Origin of the sequence: Achromobacter sp., assembly GCF_050285585.1 — a bacterium.
In the GTDB taxonomy this organism is placed as follows: domain Bacteria; phylum Pseudomonadota; class Gammaproteobacteria; order Burkholderiales; family Burkholderiaceae_B; genus Achromobacter.
This window is the reverse complement of the sequence record NZ_JBLZXF010000002.1, coordinates 444,008-463,909: the sequence shown is the minus strand read 5'-3', so window position 1 is coordinate 463,909 and position 19,902 is coordinate 444,008. Positions and strand designations below refer to the sequence as shown.

Here is a 19,902-nt window from a genome sequence, read left to right as displayed (position 1 = left end):
CGGCAAGCCATCGCCGTTTGCCATAGCGGCCCGAGAATTTACGATGCCATCCGCGCTGGGAATTGCGCGATTATTGCTGCCACGGTAGCGGCCGGCCGCGTGCGGCGTCGAGCCTGTTCCGCCATAAGAATCCCGCGGGCCATGCGGGGCATGGAGAGAGACATGACACATCGCGCATTCATGGAGGCGCGCCGGCGGGTCGTGCGCGGCCTGGCCCTGGCGCCCTGGATGACCGGTTCCATCGCCGGTTCGCTCGCCGCCGGGGCCGCCCGGGCCAGCGCCGGCGCGGGCACTTTTCCGTCCCATCCCCTCACGTTCATCGTGCCCTGGGCCGCGGGGGGCGGCGGGGACATCGTGGTGCGCATGCTGACCACCAAGCTGAGCGACCGGGTGGGCCAGCCCATTGTCGTGGAGAACCGCGGCGGCGCCACCGGCACCATAGGCAGCGCCCAGGCGGCGCGCAGCAAGCCCGACGGCTATACCGTGGTGTACGCCACTGCGGATTCGCACTTCATCTTCCCGCAGTTGTACAAGCAGTCGCCCTACGATGCGCTGCGGGATTTTTCGCCGGTGGCGCCCATCGGCTATTTCCAGTTCGGGCTGGCCGTGCATCCGTCCCTTCCGGCGCGCAGCGCGCAGGAGTTCATGGCGCTGGTCCGCAAGTCTCCGCGCAAATACACCTATGGCACCTGGGGCATCGGCAGCACGGCGCAGCTGGTGATGGAGAACTTCAAGGCCGAGAATGGGCTGGACATCCTGCACGTGCCGTACCAGGGCACCGCGCCGGAGCTGCTGGGGCTGGCCTCGGGGCAGGTCGACGCCGCCATCCTGCCCATGCAGATCACCGACGGTTATGTGAAGGACGGCAAGATCCGGATGCTGGGCCTGGGCTCGCCCGAGCGCTATGCCACCTTGCCGGATCTGCCCACGCTGAAGGAGCAGGGGATGGACCTGGACCTGCGCAGCGCCGTGGGCTTGCTGGGCCCGGCCAACATCCCCGCGCCCATCCTGGCGCGCCTGAACGACGAGCTCGGCAATGTGATGCGCGACGCCACCGTCCAGGAGAACCTGCGCGCCCAGTACATCGTGCCCCAGATCATGAAGACCGAGGAATACCGCGCCTTCCTGCAAAGCGAATACCAGCGCTGGGGCGGCATCGTGCGCAACTCCCGCGTCCAGATCGAGTAGCGCGGATCGTTGCGCGCCGCGGAGAGCCGCGGCCCGCGTTCACCAGGAGAACCCCCCGACATGACAGTCCTGCAGCAGCCCCTGCCGCTCATCGGCAACCATCTGAACCGGCCCGAATCGGTGATCGCGCTTGCCGACGGGCGCCTCTATGCCTGCGACCGCCAGCGCGGCGTGGTGCGCGTGGACCGGGACCCGGGCGGCCAGCCCGCCGTGCAATGGCCGGCGCAAGAGTTCGTGGCCAACGGCATTGCGCTGCTGGATGACGGCACCTTTCTGATCGCCAATGTCGGCCCGCGCGGCGGCGCATGGAAGCTGGTCGCGCCCGGCCAGCTAGAACCCTTCCTGACCGAAGAGCAGGGCCTGCCGCGCTCGCCGCTCAACTTCCTGTTCCCGGACGAGCATGGCAACGTCTGGCTGTCGCTGTGCACACAGCGGGAGCCGCGCAGCCTGGCCTTCCATACGGGCAACGCGGACGCCATGATCGGCGTGATGCGTCCGGGCAGCGGCCGAGTCGAGATCGTGGCGCGCGGGCTGGGCTTCAGCAATGAGTTGCGGGTAGATCCCACGGGCCGCTGGCTGTACGTGAACGAGACCATCGCCCGCCGCCTGTCGCGCTTCGAGATCCTGCCAGGTCCCGCCCTGGGCAAGCGGGAGCTCGTGTGCGAATTCGGGCGCGGCACCTGGCCGGACGGCCTGGAGTTCGACGAGGAGGGCGGCATCTGGCTGACCAGCGTCGTCAGCAACCGCGTGCTGCAGGTGGACCGGCGCGGCCATTGCACCGTGCACATCGAAGACTGCGACGACGGCGCCATCGATGCGGCGGAACGGGCCTTCGCCGCCAACGCGTTCGGCTTCGAGGAAATCAGCACGGGCAAGCACTATGGCTTGCGCAATATCTCCAGCATCGCGTTTGGCGGGCCCGGGCTGCGCACCGCCTACCTGGGCAGTCTCTTCAATACGGGCATTTCGGTCTGGCAGGCGCCCGTGGCGGGGGCGAAGCCCCTGCATTGGAATGTGGGCAGGACCGTGCTGGATTGAGCTCCCCGATTGCCCGCAGGGCCTGCCGCCGGCGCAGTGGCCTTAACTTCCGCTCCGTATCACCACCGCGTCCAGCGCCAGCGCGCCCTGGCCGTCGGGCAGCGCAAGCAGGGGGTTGATCTCCACCGCGCTGACGTCCGCGCGCCGGGCGTGGGCGAAGCGCGATAGCGCCGCCAGCGCGTCGGCCAGGGCGTCGATATCGCAGGGCGGCGCGCCGCGCGCGCCTTGCAGCAGCGCGTAGCCCTTGATCTCGCGGATCATCGCCAGGGCTTCGCCGCGGCCGAAGGGCGCCAGGCGGAAGCTCACGTCCTTCAGTACCTCGACGAAGACGCCGCCCAGCCCGAACATGACCACCGGTCCGAAAACCGGGTCGCAATGCACGCCGGCGATGCACTCCACGCCCTTGGGCGCCATGGGCGCGACCAGCACGCCGTCGATGCGGGCCCCGGGGCAGTGCCTGCGCGCCGCATCCATGATGTCCGCATAGGCGCGCCGCAGCGCGTCTTCGCCCAAGACGTTGAGCTTGACGCCGCCCACGTCGCTTTTGTGCACGATGTCGGGCGACACCACTTTCAACGCCACCGGGCCGTCCAGGGCGGCGGCGGCGCGCACCGCCGCGCCGGCATCGGCGGCAAGCGTGCAGGGCGTGGCGGCAAGCCCGGCGTGGCGCAGCAGCGCCATGGCCTGGACCTCGTTGTAGGCATCCAGCAGGGGCGGGGCGTCGTCCGGCGGGGCCGCGGGAGCGATGGCGCTGGCGTCCGCGTCCGCCCGGTCCGCCAGGCCGGCCACGGCGCCTATGGTTCGGATGGCGGCGCTGGGGTCGGGGAACACCAGGCAGCCCAGGCGCTCCAGTTCGCGGCGGCGGGCGGGCGGGAACAGGGCGCTGATGGCCAGCGGCACGCCGGGGTGGCGGGCCTGCATCTCGCGCGCGAAGGCCTCGAAGGCGGGCCACAGCGCTTCGGACGAACCGGCGGCGGCCAGGAACACCGCCAGCGCGTCGTAGCGGCCATCCGCCAGGATGTCGTCGGCCGTCGTCAGCAGCAGCCCGGGTTCCGACACGGCCTGGCCGGTGACGTCCACGGGATTGCGGGCGCTGGCGAAAGGCACGCGTTCCAGCAGGCGAGCCTGGGCGGCGGCGGCGGGCTCCGGCAGGGCCAGTCCGGCGTCCTGGGCCTCGTCGGCCATCAGGGCGCCCACGCCGCCCGAGATGGTGAAGATGCCCAGGCGCTTGCCGGCGGGAGGGCGCTTCCAGGTGTCCAGCGCGTAGCCCAGGTTGAAGAAGTCTTCGATGCTGCGGGCGCGCAGGGCGCCGTACTGGCGGAACAGCGCGTCATAGACGGCGTCGTCGCCGGCCAGCGCGGCGGTGTGCGAGGCGGCGGCCTGCGCCCCGGCCTGGGTGCGCCCGATCTTCGTGACGACGACGGGCTTGCCGGCGGCGCGAGCCGCGGCCAGGGCGCGGCGCAGCTTGGCGCCGTCGCGGCAGCCTTCCATGTAGGCCATGATGACGCGCGTGTCGGCGTCGTGGGCCAGCCATTCGATGCAGTCCGCCACGTCGATGTCGGCTTCGTTGCCCGTGCTGATCCAGTGCGATAGGCCCAGGCCGCGCTCGCGCGCCATGCTGTAGGCATAGGCGCCGAACGCGCCGCTCTGCGACACCATGCCGATGCCTCCCGCCGGCACGATGCCGTTGGCGGGCGCCGGCGAGAACGTGGCGTAGACCTTGCGCCGCACGTTCATGAAGCCCAGGCAGTTCGGGCCGAGCAGGCGGATGCCGCGCTCGCGGGCGATCGTGCAGAGCCGTTCCTGCTGCGCGGCGCCTGATGCGCCGGTTTCGGAGAAGCCCGAGGTGAAGACCACCGCCGCGCCGAGCTGGCCGGGGCGCGCGCGTTCCAGCGCCTGCGCGGCATGGGCCGCGGGCACGGCCAGGATGGCCAGGTCGATGTCCTCGTCCAGCGCGTCAAGGGCAGGCGCCGCGGGCAGGCCCTGGATGGCGTCCGCCCGCGGATTGACGGGAACGATGCGGCCTTCGTAGCCATGCTGGCGCAGCAGCGTGACGGGCATGGCGCCGATCTTGCCCGGCGTGGCGGAGGCGCCCACGATGGCGATGCCTTGCGGGTCGAAAAGGCGGGACAGGGAGGAGTCGGGAAGCTGGGTCATGATGTGGGCAAAGGAATTCAGGAAAAGCGCGCCACGCTGCGGCCGATACTGCCGCGTTCGAGCATGGCGGCCAGCGCCTGCGGCAGGGCCGAGGGTTCGATGACGCGGGAAATCAGGTCCAGGCGCGCCGGGCGGTATTCGGCGGCCAGCTTGTTCCATACCTGGCGGCGCAGGGGCATGGGGCTGTTGGCGTTGATGCCCAGCAGCTTGACGCCGCGCAGGATGAAGGGGATGACGGAGGACGGCAGCTCCGCGCCGCCCGCGTTGCCGAAGGCCGCGGCGACGCCGTCCGGGCGCAGGCTCGCCAGCGCATGGGCCAGCACCTTGCCGCCCACCGAATCGACGACGCCGGCCCAGCGGGCGCTCATCAGCGGCTTGATGGCGGCCGACGGGTCGGGCGGCGCGATCACTTCCTGTGCGCCCAGCGACCGCAGATAGCCTTCCGCGTCCGGCTTGCCGGACATGGCGCATACGCGGTATCCACGCTGGCTCAGGATGTCGATGGCGATGCCCGCGACGCCGCCGGTCGCGCCGGTGACCAGCACCTCGCCTTGCTCCGGCGTCAGCCCGCAGTGTTCCATCCAGTGCAGCGACAGCGCGGCCGTGTAGCCGGCCGCGCCCAGCACCGCGGCGTCGCGCAGGCCGATGCCGGCGGGCAGGGGCAGCACCCAGCCGTGCGGGACCCGCGCGTATTCGGCGTAGCCGCCATCGCAGTCCACGCCGATGCCGAAGCCGTGCACGACGACCTCCTGGCCCGGCGCCAGCGCCGGATCGGCCGAATGCACCACGGTGCCCGAGAGATCGATGCCGCCGATGCGCGGGTAGGCGCGGATGATGCCGCCACGGCCGGCCTGGGCCAGCGCGTCCTTGTAATTGAGGCCCGCGTAGGCCACCTTGATGAGCGTGTCGCCCTCGGACAGATCGTCCACGCCCAGGGTCTCGAAGCGGCCCTGCGGAGGCGCGTCCGCCGCGCCGGCGTGCAGGCGGTAGGCCTGGAAAGTCGGATTGTCCATCGTGGTCTTCTCCCTTGGAGTGTCAGACGCGCGCCAGCAGCCGGCGCGCCAAGGTGGCGCGATGCAGCTCATTGGCGCCGTCGTAGATGCGGAAGGGGCGCAGTTCCTGCCAGATCATGGCCACGGGCGTGTCTTCCGACAGCCCGCAGGCGCCCATCATCTGCACGGCCCGGTCCGCCACCCGGTTCACCGCCTCGGACACGAAGACCTTGGCCATGGCGCTGTGCTGTTTCACGGGCAGGCCTTCATCCATGCGGCTGGCGCAATCCAGCGTCATGAGGCGGCTGGCGTGCAGATCGATGTGGGAATCGGCCACCATCGCCTGGATCTGCTGCAGGTCCGCCAGCCGCGAGCCGAATGAATCGCGCCTCACGACATAGGCCTGCGCGGTTTCCAGGGCGCGGCGGGCGCGGCCGATGTAGCGCATGCAATGGGACAGGCGCGCGGGCTCCAGCCGCAGTTGCGCGTATTCGAGACCGCGGCCGGGCTCGCCCAGCACAGCGTCGTCGCCGACCTCGCAGCCTTCGAGCAGGATCTCGGCGTGGCCGCCGATCTGGTAGCCGGTGACCATGCCGATATCGCGCACGACGCGGTAGCCCGGCGTGTCCGAGGGCACCAGGAACAGGGTGGCGCCTTCTTCCGCCCGCGCCAGCACCAGCGCGAAATCCGCGCCCACGCCGCCGCTGATGAACTGCTTGTGCCCGTTCAACACCCATCGGCCGCCGCGGCGTCCGGCACGCGTTTGCAGCATGGAGGGATCGGAACCCGCGCCGGGAGCGGGCTCGGTCATCGCGAAACAGGCGCGTTGCTCGCCGCGCACCAGCGGCGCCAGGAAGCGTTCCTGCTGGGCGGGGCTGGCCAGCCGCAGCAGCGTCAGCATGTTGGGTTGATCGGGCGCGGCGCAGTTCAGCGCGGCAGGCCCCAGGAAGCCGCGCCCGGCCTCTTCCAGCACCAGGGCCAGCGCGCGCCAGCCCAGGCCCAGTCCGCCCCAATCCCGGGGGAGCTGCGGCGCGTACAGCCCGGCTTCGCGGGCCTGTGCGCGCAGGCGGGCCACGCAACGGTCCAGCCCGGCCACGTCGCGCGCGATGCCGGGCGATTCGGCGGGTATCGCGACCTCGTCCACGAAGCGGCGCATGCGCTCGCACAGTTCCGGGACGTCGGCGGTGTCTTGCTGCTTGCCATTCATGGCCTATTCCTCGATCTTCACGCCGGCCTGCTTCACCACGGCGCGCCAGCGGTCGGTTTCCTGCGCGATGTGCCGGCCGAAGGCTTCGGGCGCGCCGCCCGTGGGCTGCATCCCCAGGCCGGTGAAATAGCCGCGCACCTCGGGATCGGCCAGCACGGCGTTGACCTGGCGGTTCAACTGGGCGATGACATCCTTCGGCGTGCCGGCCGGCGCCATGACGCCCCACCAGGACGAGGCCGACAGCGGCACGCCGAGTTCCGCCAGCGTGGGCACGTCGGGCAGCTCGGGGTTGCGCGCCTGCGCGGCGATGGCCACGGCGCGCAGCCGGCCCGCCTTGACCTGCGCGTACACCGGCGGGAGGTTGTCGAAGCTCATCTGGACCTGGCCGCCCACCAGCGCGGTAGCGGCCTCGCTGCTGCCCTTGTAGGGAATGTGCCGAAGCGCGATGCCCGTCTGGCGCGAGAACTGTTCGCCCGCGAGGTGCGGAATGCTGCCCGTGCCGGCGGTGGCGAACGTCAGGCCCTGCTGCTGGGCTGCGGCGCGTTTCAGATCGTCCAGCGTACGCCAGGGGCTGGCGGCCGGCAGCAGCAGGTAGACCGGCACATCGGTGGCCCAGACCACCGGGGCCAGGTCGCGCGTCACGTCATAGGGCAGCTTGGCGTACAGCACGCTGTTGGTCGCCAGGTTGGCCGTGCCCATCAGCAGTGTGTAGCCGTCGGGGGCGGCGGACGCGACATAGGCGGTGCCGATCTGCGTGGCGCCGCCGGGCTTGTTCTCCACTACCACGGGCTGGCCGAGCAGGGGAGCGAGCTTGCGGGCGATCATGCGCGCCGCGGTGTCGGTGCCGCCGCCGGCGGCATAGGGCACGATCAGGCGGACCGGCTTGTCGGGATAGGCGGCGGCTGCCGCGCCGGCCATCCCGGCCAGGGCGAGCGCGCATAGGGCGCGCAGGGTACGGACGAAGGAATGCATGGCTGTCTCCAGGCCTCGCGCCTATTGGATGCGGGTGCCGGTGGACTGCACCAGCTTGCCCCACCAGGCGGTTTCATCCGCGATCTGCTTGGCGAATTCGGCCGGGGAACTGCCCAGCGGCTCGGCGCCCAGTTCCTGGAAACGGGCGCGCAGCGTCGGGTCCCGCAGCGCCTTGACCACTGCCGCATGCAGCCGCTCGATGACCGCGGCGTCGGTGCCGGCGGGCGCCATCAAGCCCTTCCATGCCATCACCACGAAGCCCTTCTGGCCGGCTTCGTCGAAGGTGGGGATATCGGGCGCGGCCGTGGCGCGCTGGTCGCTGGGCACGGCCAGCGCGCGCAGGCTGCCGGCCTTGACCTGCGGCAGCAGCGCCGGCATGTTGTCGATCATGAAGTCGATATGGCCGGCCACCAGGTCGGTGATGGCGGGCCCCGTGCCCTTGTACGGCACGTGTTCCGCCTGCAGCCCGGCCTGCTGCTTGAGCAGTTCGCCGGCCAGTTGCGCGGGCGAGCCGTTGCCCGGGGAGCCGAAAGACAGCTTGCCGGGATGGCTGCGCGCGTATTGCAGGAATTCCTGCAGGTTCTTCACCGGCATGGATTTCGTCACCACCATCAGGTTGTGCTCGCGTTCCAGGCAGCTGATGGGCGCCAGATCCTTGGCCGGATTGAACGGCATATTGGCGTACAGGCTGGGATTGATGACGGTGGGGCCGGCGGCCGCCAGAAGCAGCGTGTAGCCGTCGGGCGCGGCCCGGGCCACGAAGTCCCCGCCGATGTTGCCGCCGGCGCCGGGCTTGTTCTCCACGATGACGGGCTGGCCCAGGATCGGATGCAGCGCTTCGGCGAGCAGGCGTCCGAGAATGTCGGTGGAGCCGCCCGGCGCGAACGGAACGATCAGCCTCACGGGCTTGTCGGGATAGGCGGCCGCGGCCTGGGGCGGCAGCGCCGCGCAAGTGAACGCGGCGGCCATGGCCGCGATCCATTTCGGCAAGTGCTTGTGCAGCATGGAAGTCTCCTTTGGTCTGGCGGGCCGCCGGCTTCTCGGGGCTGCGGTCCCGGTGTGGCTGGCCTAGCGGCCGGGCGTGTAACCCGCCTGGGTCAGCGTATGGCGGGCGATGGTCAACTGGTGGATCTGGCTGGTGCCCTCGTACAGGCGGAACAGGCGCACGTCGCGGTAGAAGCGCTCGATGCCGTGGTCGGCGATGTAGCCGTAGCCGCCGTGCATCTGCACGCAGCGATCGGCCACGCGGCCGCACATCTCCGACGAGAAGTACTTGCAGATCGACGCGTTCAGCGTCACGTCGCGGCCTTCGTCGCGTTCGCGGGCGGTCTGCAGCACCAGCGCGCGCGCCGCCTGGATGTCGGTCTGGCAGTCGGCCACCATGGCCTGGATCAGCTGGAAATCCATCAGCGGCTTGCCGAACTGCCGGCGCTCGGCCACGAAGCGCAGCGTGTCGTCCAGCATGCGGATCGCCGGGCCGATGCACAGCGCCGCCAGATGGATGCGCTGCTTGTTCAAGACCTTCATGGCGGTCTTGAATCCCATGCCCTCGCTGCCGCCGATGATGTTCGCGGCCGGCACGCGGCAGTCCTGGAAATGCACCGAAGACACGGGCGATCCAGCCTGGCCCATCTTGTCGTAGGGTTGCCCCGTGGACAGGCCCGGCGCGCCGCGTTCCACGATGAAGGCGGTGATGCCCTTGGCGCCCGGCGCGTCGGGATCGGTGCGCGCCATGACCGTGAACAAGCCCGCCAGCGGCGCGTTCGTGATGAAGCACTTTTCGCCGTTCAGCACGTAGTGGCCGCCGTCGCGCACCGCGGTCGTGCGCAGCGCGGTGGCGTCGGATCCGGCCTGCGGCTCGGTCAGCGCGAAGCAGCCGGTCAGTTCTCCGGAGGCCAGGCGCGGCAGGTAGCGGGCCTTCTGTTCCTCGGTGCCGTCGGCCACCAGCGCCTCGGAGCCGATGCCGGTATTGGTGCCGACCCGGGCGCGGAACGCCACCGAGCATTGCGACAGTTCCATGGCAGCCAGGACCAGTTCCTCGGTCGTCATGCCCGCGCCGCCGTACTGTTCGGGGATCGAATAGCCGAACAGGCCCCGGGCGGCCATGTCGGCCACCAGATCCTGCGGCACCTCGTCCAATCGCGCGACTTCGGCCTCGCGGGGCGCCAGTCGTTCGCGCACGTAGCGGCGCAGCGAGTCGAGGAATTGGGGGAATCCGTCGGGGTCCCGGATCATGGCTGGTCTCCGTGTCGTGGGGCGCCGTGCCATTCTTGTCCGTGTTGGCGCCGTGTTGAATCCAGGCTAGCAAAAGGCCGGCGGATGCGAGACAACTGTTTCGGTATCTTGAACGACGCTTGCGGCTGGCCGGCGGCTGCTGCTCTATCATCGGCGTTACGGGCCGCGCTTTCCGGCGGCCCCGCCACCAGGACCGCGACCATGACTTCCCGCCCGGGCCAGCGCCATGCCGATCCCGCCTTCGCCACCACGCTGGCGCATGGGCTATCGGTGCTGCAGGCCTTCCGCCACGGCGAGCCCGCGCTCAGCAACCGCGAACTGGCGGACCGCACGGGCCTGTCCAAGGCCACGATCTCCCGGCTCACCACCACGCTGATGCAGCGCGGGCTGCTGCGCTACGATGGCGGCCTGCGCCGTTACCGCCTGGGGCCGGCCGTGCTGTCGCTGAGCTACCCGCTGCTGGCCAGCATCAAGGTCCGCCAGCTGGCGCGTCCGCTGATGAAGCGTCTGGCCGACGCGGCGGGCGGCTCCGCGTCGCTGGGGATGCACCACGGGCTGAACATGGTCTACCTGGAAACCTGCCGCGGACACGATGCCGTGTCTTTCCGGCCGGACATCGGCGCCTTGTTGCCCTTGTTGCCCTCCGCGATGGGCCGCGCGTGGCTGGCGCAAGGCGCGGGCGGCGAGGCCGAGTCCGTGCTGGACACCTTGCGGCGGCAGGATCCGGCGGCCTGGCGCCGCTATGCGCCGGACTGGGCGCAGGCGCGGCGCGACTACGCCGAGCACGGATACTGTGTCGGGCAGGGCGACTGGCATTCGGACGTGCATGCGGTGGCGGTGCCGATGCGCCTGCGGGTCGACGGCCAGGCGCTGGTCTTCAATTGCGGCGTGCCGGTGGCGCGGCTGCGCCCCGGCGACCTGCGCGGGCGCATCGCGCCACGCCTGCTGACCCTGGCCGCGCGCGTCGAGAAAATGCTGGAGCGCGGCGATGGGGCATGAACGCGACCGCGAATTCACCACCACGCTGGCGCGCGGCATCGATATCCTGGCCTGCTTCCGGGCGGACCGGCCCGTGCTGGCCAACAGGGATTTCGCGCAGCAGACCGGCCTGTCGCGCAGCACCGTTGCCCGCCTGACCCATACCTTGGTCGAGCTGGGTTTCCTGCAGCGCGAAGGCGAGCCCGCGCGCTACCGGCTGGGCGCGTCGGTGCTGGCCTTGAGTTATCCCTTGCTGGCCAGCATGCAGATCCGCCAGTTGGCGCGTCCGTTGATGAAGCAGCTTGCCGACCACGCGCGCGGAGCGGTGTCGCTGGTGGTGCGCGACCGCCTGCAAATGGTTTATGTGGAAACGGCCCGGTCCAACGAGACCCTGCAGACCCGCCCCGATATCGGGGCCTCGCTGCCCCTGCTGTCCAGCGCCGCCGGCAAGGCCTGGCTGGCCAGGGCTTCCGATGAGGAGCGCGCGGCGGTGCTGAACCAGTTGCGCATCGCCGACCCCGCCCACTACGAGGCCCATTTCCCTATGCTGGCGGCCGCCCGCCGCGACCTGGAGCGCAAGGGCTATTGCGGCAATAACCTGCAATGGCGTCCGGATGCCTATGGCTTCGCCGCTCCGCTGAGCCGGCCTCACCAATCGCTGCTCTATGTCTTCAATTGCGGCGTGCCCGTCAACGACGGGCCTTACCGCGAGCGCGCGGCCGACATCGGCCCCAGGCTGGTCGCCCTGGCCCGAGAAACGGAGCGGTTGCTGGGGTATTCGTGATTCCCAGTCAAAAGTGTTTCGCTGGTTTACCCCTATTTCCGCAAGGATGAACCCGGCATACTGGCCACCTGTCTTTCGATCGGGCCCTCCCCAAGCGCCAGTCTCTTTTGCAGGCGCGCCGTTGAACCCCGGTCGGCGCTTTCGAACCGAGGAATCCGCATGAACCCCCAAGATACTCAACCGGTGAAGGCCGGCCTGCCACTGCTGGCGCTCGCGGTTGGCGCCTTCGGCATCGGCGTGACCGAGTTTTCGCCCATGGGCCTGTTGCCCGTCATCGCAGAAGGCGTGAATGTCTCCATTCCCAGCGCCGGGATGCTGATCAGCGCCTACGCGATAGGCGTGATGGTCGGCGCGCCGCTGATGACCCTGGCCTTTTCGCGCTGGTCCAAGCGCAAGGCGCTGATCCTGCTGATGGCCATCTTCACCATCGGCAACGTGCTGTCGGCGCTGTCGCCCAACTACACGACGCTGCTGCTGGCCCGCCTGGTGACCAGCCTGAACCACGGCGCGTTCTTCGGCCTGGGGTCGCTCGTCGCCGCCAGCGTGGTGCCGCGCCACAAGCAGGCGAGCGCCGTCGCGACCATGTTCATGGGCCTGACCATCGCCAACGTGGGCGGGGTGCCCGCCGCCACCTGGCTGGGGCAGGCCATCGGCTGGCGCATGTCGTTCGCCGCCACCGCGGGGCTGGGCCTGATCGCCATGCTGGCCCTGTGGCGCGCGCTGCCGGCGGGTGAACCCGGCAGCCGCCCCAACGTGGGCCACGAACTGTCCGTGCTGAAGAGCCCGCTCGTGCTGACGGCCTTGCTGACGACCGTGCTGGGCGCGGGCGCGATGTTCACGCTGTACACCTACATTGCTCCGACCCTGGCCGACATCACGGGCGCCTCGCCCGCCTTCATCACCGGCATGCTGGTGCTGGTGGGCCTGGGCTTCACGCTGGGCAACGGGCTGGGCGGCCGCATGGCGGACCGTTCGCTGGACGGCACGCTGATCGCCTTCCTGGCGCTGGTCATCGCCGACCTGCTGGCCTTTCCCTGGATCGCCTCCACGCAGGTCGGCGCGGCGGTCGCCCTCCTGATCTTCGGCGTGGCGACCTTCGCGGTGGTGCCCCCGCTGCAGATGGGCGTGATGCGCGCCGCCAAGGACGCGCCCGGCCTGGCCTCTTCCGTGAACGTCGGCGCCTTCAACCTGGGCAATGCCGTGGGCGCGGCTGCCGGCGGCGCGGTGATCTCCGCCGGGCTGGGCTACGCCGCCGTGCCGATCGCCGGCGCCGTCATCGCCGCGGCCGGCCTGACGCTGGTCCTGCTGCAGCGCGCCGGCAACGTGCGCCGCCGCAAGCTGGAAATGCAGGGCTGCTGATTATTCGGGCGGCGGGTTGCAAAAAACCCCGGCAGGGACGCTGAATGGCGCCCCGCCGGGGTTTTTCATGGGCCGGCGTCAGAACTTGAAGACGTCTTCCAGGGCCTCGGACTCTTCCACGGCGTCCAGTTTTACGCTTTGCTCGATGTGGTCCAGGTGATGCAGGGTCAGCGCCTCGGCGCGCGGGGCGTCGCGGGCGGCGATGGCCTCGGTGATCAGCTCGTGCTCGTCGTCGCGGCAGCTGGTGGCGGTGGGCAGGTTGTACAGGAAGATGACGAGACAGGTCAGCGTGGACAGTTCGCGCATGGTGCGCGCCAATTCGCCATTGCCCGCGAGCTCGCTCAGCAGAATGTGGAATTCGCCGCTGAGCCGGATGATGGCCCGTTTGTCGTCGCGCTTGCGGGCCTCGTGCTCCCGCACGACGTGCTCGCGCAGGCGGGCAAGTTTTTCCGGGGTGAGATTCTGGGTCAGGCGGCGCACGAGGGCGGGTTCGATCAGCCGGCGGGCTTCGAAGACATCCCGCGCCTTGTCGATCGAGGGCTTGGCGACGTAGGCGCCGCGTTGCGGAAACAGGTCCACGATCTGCTCGTGCGCGAGGCGCGCCAGGACTTCGCGGATGCGCGGGCGGCTGACCTCGAAGATCTCGGCCAGGCGTTCTTCCACCAGCTTGGTGCCGGGCTTGAGCCGGTTGTCCAGGATGGCGCGGTAGATGCGCTCATAGATGCTGGTGACCGTGTTTTCGCTTTTGTCCGTTGCCATAGGCTTGTTATTGGTTTGCGCGTGTGATGCCAGAAGATACCCGATCGCCTGCCGCTGCGGTCAGGCGTTGCGGCGAGGTGTCGAAAATAATGTTAACAATCGATAGGCGGAAATGTATATTTCAGGGTAATCACTAGCGTAATCATTTTTGCATTCAGCCTAGAATCCGCTCACAACCTGCTCGTCCGGCCCATCCTGCGGCCCGGAGGCCGGGCGGATCAGACGGGCTGACGCATATGACGAAGCAGGGTTTTGATCTGGTGCTCCGCGACGCGGTTCTGGCAACCGCGGGCGATACCTGCCGCGCGGACCTGGCGGTTGCGGACGGCCGTATCGTGCAGATCGGCCTTGGCCTGGCGCCGGGCCTGCGCGAAATCGACGTGGCGGGGCGGGTTGTGACGCCCGGCGGTGTCGATGCCCATTGCCATCTGGATCAGCCGATGGCGCCGCCCGTGAAGCTGGCCGACGATTTCCACACGGGCACGCGTTCGGCGGCCTGCGGCGGCACGACGACCGTGATCCCGTTCGCGGCGCAGCGCAAGGGCGGCACGCTGCAGGCGGCGATCGATGACTACCACCAGCGGGCCGAGGGACACGCCTGCGTGGATTACGGTTTTCACCTGATCCTGACCGATCCCACCCCGGCGGTGCTTCACGACGAGCTGCCGCGCTTGATCGAGGCGGGCTACACCTCGTTCAAGCTGTACATGACCTACGACGCGCTGAAGCTGTCGGACGGCCAGATTCTGGACGTGCTGGACACGGCGCGCAGCCATGGCGGCATGGCGATGATCCATGCCGAGAATTCGGATTGCATCGCGTGGCTGACGCGGCGGCTGGAGGCCGCGGGCCGCACGGCGCCGCGCTTTCATGCGGTGTCGCGCCCGACGCTGGTGGAGCGCGAGGGCGCGCACCGCGCCATCGCGCTAGCCGAACTCGTCGACGTGCCGATCCTGCTGGTGCACATTTCCGGCGGCGAGGCCGTGGCCCAGATCCGCGATGCGCGGGCCAAGGGCCTGAACGTCTATGCCGAAACCTGTCCGCAATACCTCCTGCTGACGGCGGCGGACCTGGGGATGGACGATAGCTATTTCGGCGCGCGCTGCGTGTGCAGTCCGCCGCCGCGCGACAAGTCCAGCCAGGAAGACATCTGGCAGGGCCTGGCGGACGGCCTGTTCACGGTGTTCTCGTCGGATCACTCGCCCTTCAACCTCAACGGGGACGACGGCAAGACGCCGGGCGGCAGGGAAGTGGCGTTCCGCCATATCCCGAACGGCATTCCGGGCATCGAAACGCGCATGCCGTTGCTGTATTCCGAAGGGGTGCTGGGCGGCCGCATCAGCCTGAATCGATTCGTGGAATTGACGGCCACGCAGCCGGCGCGGGCATACGGTCTCTATCCCCAAAAGGGCACGCTGGCCATCGGCAGCGACGCGGACCTGGTGATATGGGAAGCGCGCGACTTCATTCTTGGAAACGAACACCTGCATCACGCGGCGGACTACACCCCCTACGCGGGCATGCCCCTGCGGGCCTGGCCGGCCATGACCTTGCTGCGCGGGCAGGTCGTCTGGGATGGCGCGCGCTTCACGGGCGCGGCCGGGCAGGGCCGGTTCCTGCGGCGAGGGCTGCCCAGCCTCGCGCCGCCCAGCGCCCGCAGGAATGCGCAGCCGGCGTGGCGCCAGGACGCGCAACACGGAATCCAGTGATCAATTCAGGAGGATCTTGCAGTGAAAAGCACGCTAATCAAGAACGCCGATGTGGTGGTCGCCTGGGATGACGCGCGCCAGCGCCACGTGTACATGAAGAACGCGGACGTGGCCTTCGCCGATGGGCGCATCACGCACATCGGCGCGGCGGCGCAGGCGGCGCCCGATGCGGACATCGTCAACGGCAGCGGCATGATGGTGATGCCGGGCCTGGTCGACATCCACAGCCACCTGGTGCACGAGCCCATCAACAAGGGCTACACGGACGAGACCGGATCCGCCGGCCTGTACAACTCCAATCTGTACGAGTACATGCCCACGATGGAGGGCGACGAGGAAGCCGCCCCGGCGCAGCTGACGCTGGCGGCGGCCGAGCTGCTGATGTCCGGCGTGACGACCGTGGTGGACATGTCGGTCGCCCATGAACAGTGGATCGACATCATGGTGCAAAGCGGGCTGCGCGCCTACATTGCCCCCATGTTCCGCTCGGCGCGCTGGTTCACCCGCAACGGCCATGTCGTGGAATACGAGTGGAACGAAAAGGCGGGCGAGGCCGGCATGGAGCGCGCGCTGGCGCTCATCGACAAGGCCGAGGCGCATGCCTGCGGCCGGCTGACCGGCATGCTGGTGCCGGCGCAGATCGATACCTGCACGCCGGAACTGCTCAAGGCCAGCTACCAGGAGGCGCAGCGCCGGGGCCTGGTCTGGCAGACCCACGCCGCGCAGTCCCTGCCCGAGTTCCACGAAATCACCCGCCGCCACGGCCTGACGCCGGTGCAGTGGCTGCACAGCCTGGGCGTGCTGGGCCAGGACAGCATCGTCGGCCATGGGATCTTCGTGGACGACCATCCGAACACGCACTGGAACACCGCCACGGATCTGTCCATCCTGGCCGAGACGGGCGCCAGCGTGGCGCACTGTCCCACCGTGTTCCTGCGCCGAGGCATGGCGCTGCGCGACTTCGGACGCTATCGCCGCGCCGGCATCAACCTGGGCATCGGCACGGACACGTATCCGCACAACATGATCGAGGAGATGCGCCACGTGGGGTATCTGGCCCGCCTGATGGCGCAGACGCCCCGCGCCGTCACGACCGGCGAAGTGTTCCATGCCGCCACCGTCGGCGGCGCCAAGGCGCTGGGCCGCGACGATCTGGGCCGCGTCGCCGTCGGCGCGCGGGCCGACATCGTGATGGTCGACATGACCCATCACCTGATGCGCCCGTCGCGCGACCCGGTGCGCAGCCTGGTCTATGCGGCGGCGGACCGCGCCGTGCATACCGTGTACGTCGACGGCCGGCGGGTGGTGCACGAAGGCCAGGTGCATTCGCTGGATTACCGGAAGGCGGCCGAGCAGGTGGACGAGGCTCAGCGGCGCGCCGAAGCGCTGGTGCCGTCCAGGGATCTGGTTGCGGGGCGTAGCGCCGATCAGATGTCTCCGCTGTCGTTCGACGTCGTCTGAACGCAGGGTTATCCGCGGCAAATCCGGGGCGGACAACGGCTCGCCCCGCTATACCAATACAAGGGGAATGACATGGCTTACTTCTTTCCGGAAAGACTCTCCGACCGCTTCCGGCTGGGCGGCCTGGGCGCTGCGGCCTGCGCCGCCGCGATGGCCTGGGCGCCCGCCCAGGCGGAAACGCTGACGGTGGTCATGGCCAGCAAGCTGACGGTGCTGGACCCGGTGCTGACGGCGTCGCACCAGACGCGCAATCATGCCTACATGATCTACGACACGCTGCTGGCGACGGACGCGAACAACAAGATCCAGCCGCAGATGGCCGACAAGTGGGAGATTTCGCCGGACGGCAAGACCTACACGTTCACGTTGCGCGATGGCCTGAAATGGCACGATGGAACGCCGGTGAAGGCCGAGGATTGCGTGGCCTCCATCCAGCGCTGGGCCCAGTCGGACAAGACAGGCCGCCAGTTGATGCCCCTGGTGTCGTCGATGGACGTGATCGACGACAAGACGTTCAAGATCGTGTTGAGCCAGCCGGCGGACGTGCTGTCGGCGCTGGGCAAGCCCAGCGGCCTGCCCAGCTTCATGATGCCCAAGCGCGTGGCGCAGACGCCGGTGGCGCAGGCCATCACCGATTACACCGGTTCGGGCCCGTTCAAGTTCGTGCAGAAGGAATTCCAGCCCGGCGTGAAGACCGTGTACGAGAAGAACGCCGACTACGTGCCGCGCAAGGAAGCGCCCAGCTGGACCGCGGGCGGCAAGGTCGTCAACGTGGACCGCGTCGAATGGGTGGCCATGGCGGACCCGATGACCACGGTGAATGCCCTGCTGGAAGGCGAGGTCGATTACATCGAGACCGTGCCATTCGACCTAATACCCATGGTCAAGAGCGCGCCGGACCTGACGCTGCGCGTGCTCGACAAGATGGGCTACCAGCCCATGTACCGCTTCAACCAGCTGCATGCGCCGTTCGACAACAAGCTGGTGCGCCAGGCGGCGATGTACGCGGTGGGGCAAGACGATATCCTGAAGGCGCAGGTGGGCGACCCGGAATTCTTCAAGACCTGCGGCGCGGTGTTCGGCTGCAATCTGCCGTATTCCAGCAACACGCGCGCCGACATGATCGTGCCGTCCAATATCGAGAAGGCCAAGGCCCTGCTGAAGGAGGCCAAGTACGACGGCGCGCCGGTGGCGATCCTGCATGCGACGGATATCGCCATGGCGTCGGCCATTCCCGTGGTGATGGCGCAGCAGCTGCGGCAGGCGGGCTTCAATGTTCAGCTGCAGGCCATGGACTTCATGACCATGCTGTCGCGCCGCGCCAATCGCGACGTGCCGGCCAAGGGCGGCTGGAGCATTTTCGTGACCACCTGGCACGTCAGCGAAATCATGGATCCCTTGCGCAACTACGGCGTGTCGGCCAACGGCGAGAAGGCCTGGTTCGGCTGGCCGACCGTGCCGCAGGTGGAGGCGCTGCGCGACAAGTTCCTGGTCGCCGGCAACGACGCCGAGCGCAAGCAGCTGGCCGAGCAGCTGCAGGACGTGATGCTGGACGAAGGCGTGGCGATCACCCTGGGCCAGATCGAAACGGCGGCCGCCTACAGCAATAGGCTGTCGGGCGTGCTGGAGTCGCCGGCGCCGGTCTTCTGGAACATCAAGAAGGCGGGCAAATAGGCTGGCAGGGCGGCCGCAGAAAAATTGGGCGCCACGCGGGCGCCCAATTTTTCCCCGCGCGCGGCGTCAGGCTTCGATCCGCTCCACCTTGCCCACCAGCAGGATGTACGACAGCGCGCCCAGCAGGGCCAGCGAAGACACGTACACGATCGCCGGCGCGAAGCTGTCTTTCGTCACCAGGAAACCGATCACGATCGGCGTGCAGATCGACGACAGGTTGCCAACGAAGTTGAACACGCCGCCCGTCAGCCCCAGCAAGCGCACGGGCGCCAGGGTCGACACCAGCGACCACGTGATCGAAGCCAGTCCGTTGCCGAAGAACGCCACGGCCAGGAAGAAGATGACCCAGGGCGTGGAGTCCGTGAAGTTGGCGCCGATCATGGACGTGGAGATCAAGAGGCCCAGGATGATGGGCAGCTTGCGCGCCAGGCCCACGGTGGCGCCGCGGCGGATCAGGAAGTCGGAGAGCACGCCCGAGCACAGCACGCCGATGAAGGCCGCCAGGAACGGCACCGACGCCAGGAAGCCGGACTTGATGAAGTCCATGCCGCGGTACTTCACCAGATACGTGGGGAACCAGGTCAGGAAGAACCACAGCGTGGACGTCAGGCAGAACTGGCCCAGGTACACGCCCCAGAGCTTGCGCTTGCTCATTACCAGGCCCAGGTCGTTCCAGCTGAACGGGGCCTTTTTTTCCCGCGCGCGGCGGTCCAGGTCGACCACGCCGCCGCCTTGCTGGATCAGTTCGATCTCGGCGGCGTTCGCGCCCTTGAACTGGCGCGGTTCACGGTAGACCATGAACCACAGCACGCCCCAGACGATGCCCAGCAGGCCCGTGCTGACGAACACCATGTGCCAGCCGTAGTGATGCTGCAGCCAGGCCAGCACGGGCGTCAGGAACGCCAGGCCGACGAACTGGCCCGAGGTGTAGAAGCCGATGGCGGTGGCCCGCTCGCGTTCGGGGAACCACGTCGTGACGACGCGGTTGTTGATCGGGTAGGCGGGCGCTTCCAGCGCGCCCACGGCCAGGCGCAGGACGAACAGGATGACGAAGCTGCCGGCGAAGCCCATGAAGAACGTGGCCGCAGACCACAGGATCAGCGCGGCCGCGTACAGCACGCGCGGGGACACGCGATCCACCAGCCAGCCGCCGGGGATCTGCATGGCCGCGTAGGTCCAGCCGAAGGCCGACAGGATCAGGCCTTCGTGCACGGTGTCCAGGCCGAACTCGTCCTTCAGGGCAGGCGCGGCGATGGACAGGTTGCTGCGGTCCAGGTAGTTGATGACTACGGTGATGAACAGCATCACCATGATGAGGTACCGGCTGCGGGTGGGGCGCTGGGCGCCCTGCAAGCCGGCGTGGGTAGCGGTGGACAAGGGAAGTCTCCT

General features: G+C 68.9%; 16 protein-coding genes. 8 read left to right on the top strand and 8 right to left on the bottom strand.

Going from position 1 to position 19,902, the window contains the following annotated elements; translation table 11 throughout:
* Window positions 1-162 precede the first annotated feature (162 nt).
* Both ACN6PJ_RS05275 and ACN6PJ_RS05270 read left to right on the top strand, forming a co-directional pair.
* The gene (locus tag ACN6PJ_RS05275; protein WP_427994849.1) at window positions 163-1,188 is read left to right on the top strand and encodes a Bug family tripartite tricarboxylate transporter substrate binding protein; all 1,026 of its coding nucleotides are present in this window, start codon (window positions 163-165) and stop codon (window positions 1,186-1,188) included.
* Between the two features lie 60 nt (window positions 1,189-1,248).
* Window positions 1,249-2,226, top strand: coding sequence for an SMP-30/gluconolactonase/LRE family protein (locus tag ACN6PJ_RS05270; RefSeq protein WP_427994848.1), 978 nt, complete (start codon window positions 1,249-1,251; stop codon window positions 2,224-2,226).
* Between the two features lie 42 nt (window positions 2,227-2,268).
* On the opposite strand, the gene ACN6PJ_RS05265 is transcribed toward ACN6PJ_RS05270, so the two are convergent.
* The 6 genes from ACN6PJ_RS05265 to ACN6PJ_RS05240 all read right to left on the bottom strand — a co-directional run bounded on the left by ACN6PJ_RS05265 (window position 2,269) and on the right by ACN6PJ_RS05240 (window position 9,789).
* Window positions 2,269-4,383 (bottom strand): acetate--CoA ligase family protein, encoded by a 2,115-nt coding sequence (locus tag ACN6PJ_RS05265; protein WP_427994847.1) that lies wholly within the window; start codon window positions 4,381-4,383, stop codon window positions 2,269-2,271.
* A 17-nt stretch (window positions 4,384-4,400) separates the two neighbouring features.
* The gene (locus ACN6PJ_RS05260) at window positions 4,401-5,396 is read right to left on the bottom strand and encodes an acryloyl-CoA reductase (RefSeq protein WP_427994846.1); all 996 of its coding nucleotides are present in this window, start codon (window positions 5,394-5,396) and stop codon (window positions 4,401-4,403) included.
* A 22-nt stretch (window positions 5,397-5,418) separates the two neighbouring features.
* A complete protein-coding gene (locus ACN6PJ_RS05255; RefSeq protein WP_427994845.1) occupies window positions 5,419-6,582 on the bottom strand; it encodes an acyl-CoA dehydrogenase family protein in 1,164 nt (387 codons plus the stop codon).
* A gap of 3 nt (window positions 6,583-6,585) precedes the next feature.
* Window positions 6,586-7,554 carry a Bug family tripartite tricarboxylate transporter substrate binding protein gene (locus tag ACN6PJ_RS05250; RefSeq protein ID WP_427994844.1) on the bottom strand — a complete coding sequence of 323 codons (969 nt, stop codon included), beginning with the start codon at window positions 7,552-7,554 and terminating at the stop codon, window positions 6,586-6,588.
* Between the two features lie 21 nt (window positions 7,555-7,575).
* Window positions 7,576-8,559 carry a Bug family tripartite tricarboxylate transporter substrate binding protein gene (locus ACN6PJ_RS05245; RefSeq protein WP_427994843.1) on the bottom strand — a complete coding sequence of 328 codons (984 nt, stop codon included), beginning with the start codon at window positions 8,557-8,559 and terminating at the stop codon, window positions 7,576-7,578.
* 63 nt (window positions 8,560-8,622) lie between these two features.
* Window positions 8,623-9,789, bottom strand: a complete 1,167-nt coding sequence (locus ACN6PJ_RS05240) for an acyl-CoA dehydrogenase family protein (RefSeq protein WP_427994842.1) — start codon at window positions 9,787-9,789, stop codon at window positions 8,623-8,625.
* A gap of 201 nt (window positions 9,790-9,990) precedes the next feature.
* On the opposite strand from ACN6PJ_RS05240, the gene ACN6PJ_RS05235 reads away from it, so the two are divergent.
* The 3 genes from ACN6PJ_RS05235 to ACN6PJ_RS05225 all read left to right on the top strand — a co-directional run bounded on the left by ACN6PJ_RS05235 (window position 9,991) and on the right by ACN6PJ_RS05225 (window position 12,910).
* Entirely contained in the window at window positions 9,991-10,788 is a 798-nt protein-coding gene (locus ACN6PJ_RS05235) for an IclR family transcriptional regulator (RefSeq protein WP_427994841.1), read from the top strand.
* Entirely contained in the window at window positions 10,778-11,551 is a 774-nt protein-coding gene (locus tag ACN6PJ_RS05230) for an IclR family transcriptional regulator (RefSeq protein ID WP_427994840.1), read from the top strand. The genes ACN6PJ_RS05235 and ACN6PJ_RS05230 overlap by 11 nt, the downstream gene beginning before the upstream one ends.
* 159 nt (window positions 11,552-11,710) lie before the next feature.
* Window positions 11,711-12,910, top strand: coding sequence for an MFS transporter (locus tag ACN6PJ_RS05225; protein ID WP_427994839.1), 1,200 nt, complete (start codon window positions 11,711-11,713; stop codon window positions 12,908-12,910).
* Window positions 12,911-12,988: 78 nt separating this feature from the next.
* Here the strand turns inward: ACN6PJ_RS05225 and ACN6PJ_RS05220 are convergent, their stop codons facing one another.
* Window positions 12,989-13,669 carry a GntR family transcriptional regulator gene (locus ACN6PJ_RS05220; RefSeq protein ID WP_427994838.1) on the bottom strand — a complete coding sequence of 227 codons (681 nt, stop codon included), beginning with the start codon at window positions 13,667-13,669 and terminating at the stop codon, window positions 12,989-12,991.
* A gap of 236 nt (window positions 13,670-13,905) precedes the next feature.
* Here ACN6PJ_RS05220 and hydA point away from each other — a divergent pair, with 236 nt between their 5' ends.
* The 3 genes from hydA (at window position 13,906) to ACN6PJ_RS05205 (ending at window position 18,513) form a co-directional block, all read left to right on the top strand.
* Window positions 13,906-15,378, top strand: a complete 1,473-nt coding sequence (gene hydA, locus ACN6PJ_RS05215) for a dihydropyrimidinase (RefSeq protein ID WP_427994837.1) — start codon at window positions 13,906-13,908, stop codon at window positions 15,376-15,378.
* 21 nt (window positions 15,379-15,399) lie between these two features.
* A complete protein-coding gene (locus ACN6PJ_RS05210) occupies window positions 15,400-16,839 on the top strand; it encodes an amidohydrolase family protein (protein ID WP_427994836.1) in 1,440 nt (479 codons plus the stop codon).
* 72 nt (window positions 16,840-16,911) lie between these two features.
* A complete protein-coding gene (locus tag ACN6PJ_RS05205; RefSeq protein WP_427994835.1) occupies window positions 16,912-18,513 on the top strand; it encodes an ABC transporter substrate-binding protein in 1,602 nt (533 codons plus the stop codon).
* 66 nt (window positions 18,514-18,579) lie between these two features.
* On the opposite strand, the gene ACN6PJ_RS05200 is transcribed toward ACN6PJ_RS05205, so the two are convergent.
* On the bottom strand, window positions 18,580-19,890 hold the full coding sequence (locus ACN6PJ_RS05200) for an MFS transporter (RefSeq protein ID WP_427994834.1): 1,311 nt from the start codon (window positions 19,888-19,890) through the stop codon (window positions 18,580-18,582).
* Window positions 19,891-19,902: the final 12 nt, after the last annotated feature.

Coding starts and splice junctions, on each gene's coding strand:
- ACN6PJ_RS05275 (WP_427994849.1), top strand. CDS start 163: ATGACACATCGCGCATTCATGGAGGCGCGCCGGCGGGTCGTGCGCGGC.
- ACN6PJ_RS05270 (WP_427994848.1), top strand. CDS start 1,249: ATGACAGTCCTGCAGCAGCCCCTGCCGCTCATCGGCAACCATCTGAAC.
- ACN6PJ_RS05265 (WP_427994847.1), bottom strand. CDS start 4,383: ATGACCCAGCTTCCCGACTCCTCCCTGTCCCGCCTTTTCGACCCGCAA.
- ACN6PJ_RS05260 (WP_427994846.1), bottom strand. CDS start 5,396: ATGGACAATCCGACTTTCCAGGCCTACCGCCTGCACGCCGGCGCGGCG.
- ACN6PJ_RS05255 (WP_427994845.1), bottom strand. CDS start 6,582: ATGAATGGCAAGCAGCAAGACACCGCCGACGTCCCGGAACTGTGCGAG.
- ACN6PJ_RS05250 (WP_427994844.1), bottom strand. CDS start 7,554: ATGCATTCCTTCGTCCGTACCCTGCGCGCCCTATGCGCGCTCGCCCTG.
- ACN6PJ_RS05245 (WP_427994843.1), bottom strand. CDS start 8,559: ATGCTGCACAAGCACTTGCCGAAATGGATCGCGGCCATGGCCGCCGCG.
- ACN6PJ_RS05240 (WP_427994842.1), bottom strand. CDS start 9,789: ATGATCCGGGACCCCGACGGATTCCCCCAATTCCTCGACTCGCTGCGC.
- ACN6PJ_RS05235 (WP_427994841.1), top strand. CDS start 9,991: ATGACTTCCCGCCCGGGCCAGCGCCATGCCGATCCCGCCTTCGCCACC.
- ACN6PJ_RS05230 (WP_427994840.1), top strand. CDS start 10,778: ATGGGGCATGAACGCGACCGCGAATTCACCACCACGCTGGCGCGCGGC.
- ACN6PJ_RS05225 (WP_427994839.1), top strand. CDS start 11,711: ATGAACCCCCAAGATACTCAACCGGTGAAGGCCGGCCTGCCACTGCTG.
- ACN6PJ_RS05220 (WP_427994838.1), bottom strand. CDS start 13,669: ATGGCAACGGACAAAAGCGAAAACACGGTCACCAGCATCTATGAGCGC.
- hydA (WP_427994837.1), top strand. CDS start 13,906: ATGACGAAGCAGGGTTTTGATCTGGTGCTCCGCGACGCGGTTCTGGCA.
- ACN6PJ_RS05205 (WP_427994835.1), top strand. CDS start 16,912: ATGGCTTACTTCTTTCCGGAAAGACTCTCCGACCGCTTCCGGCTGGGC.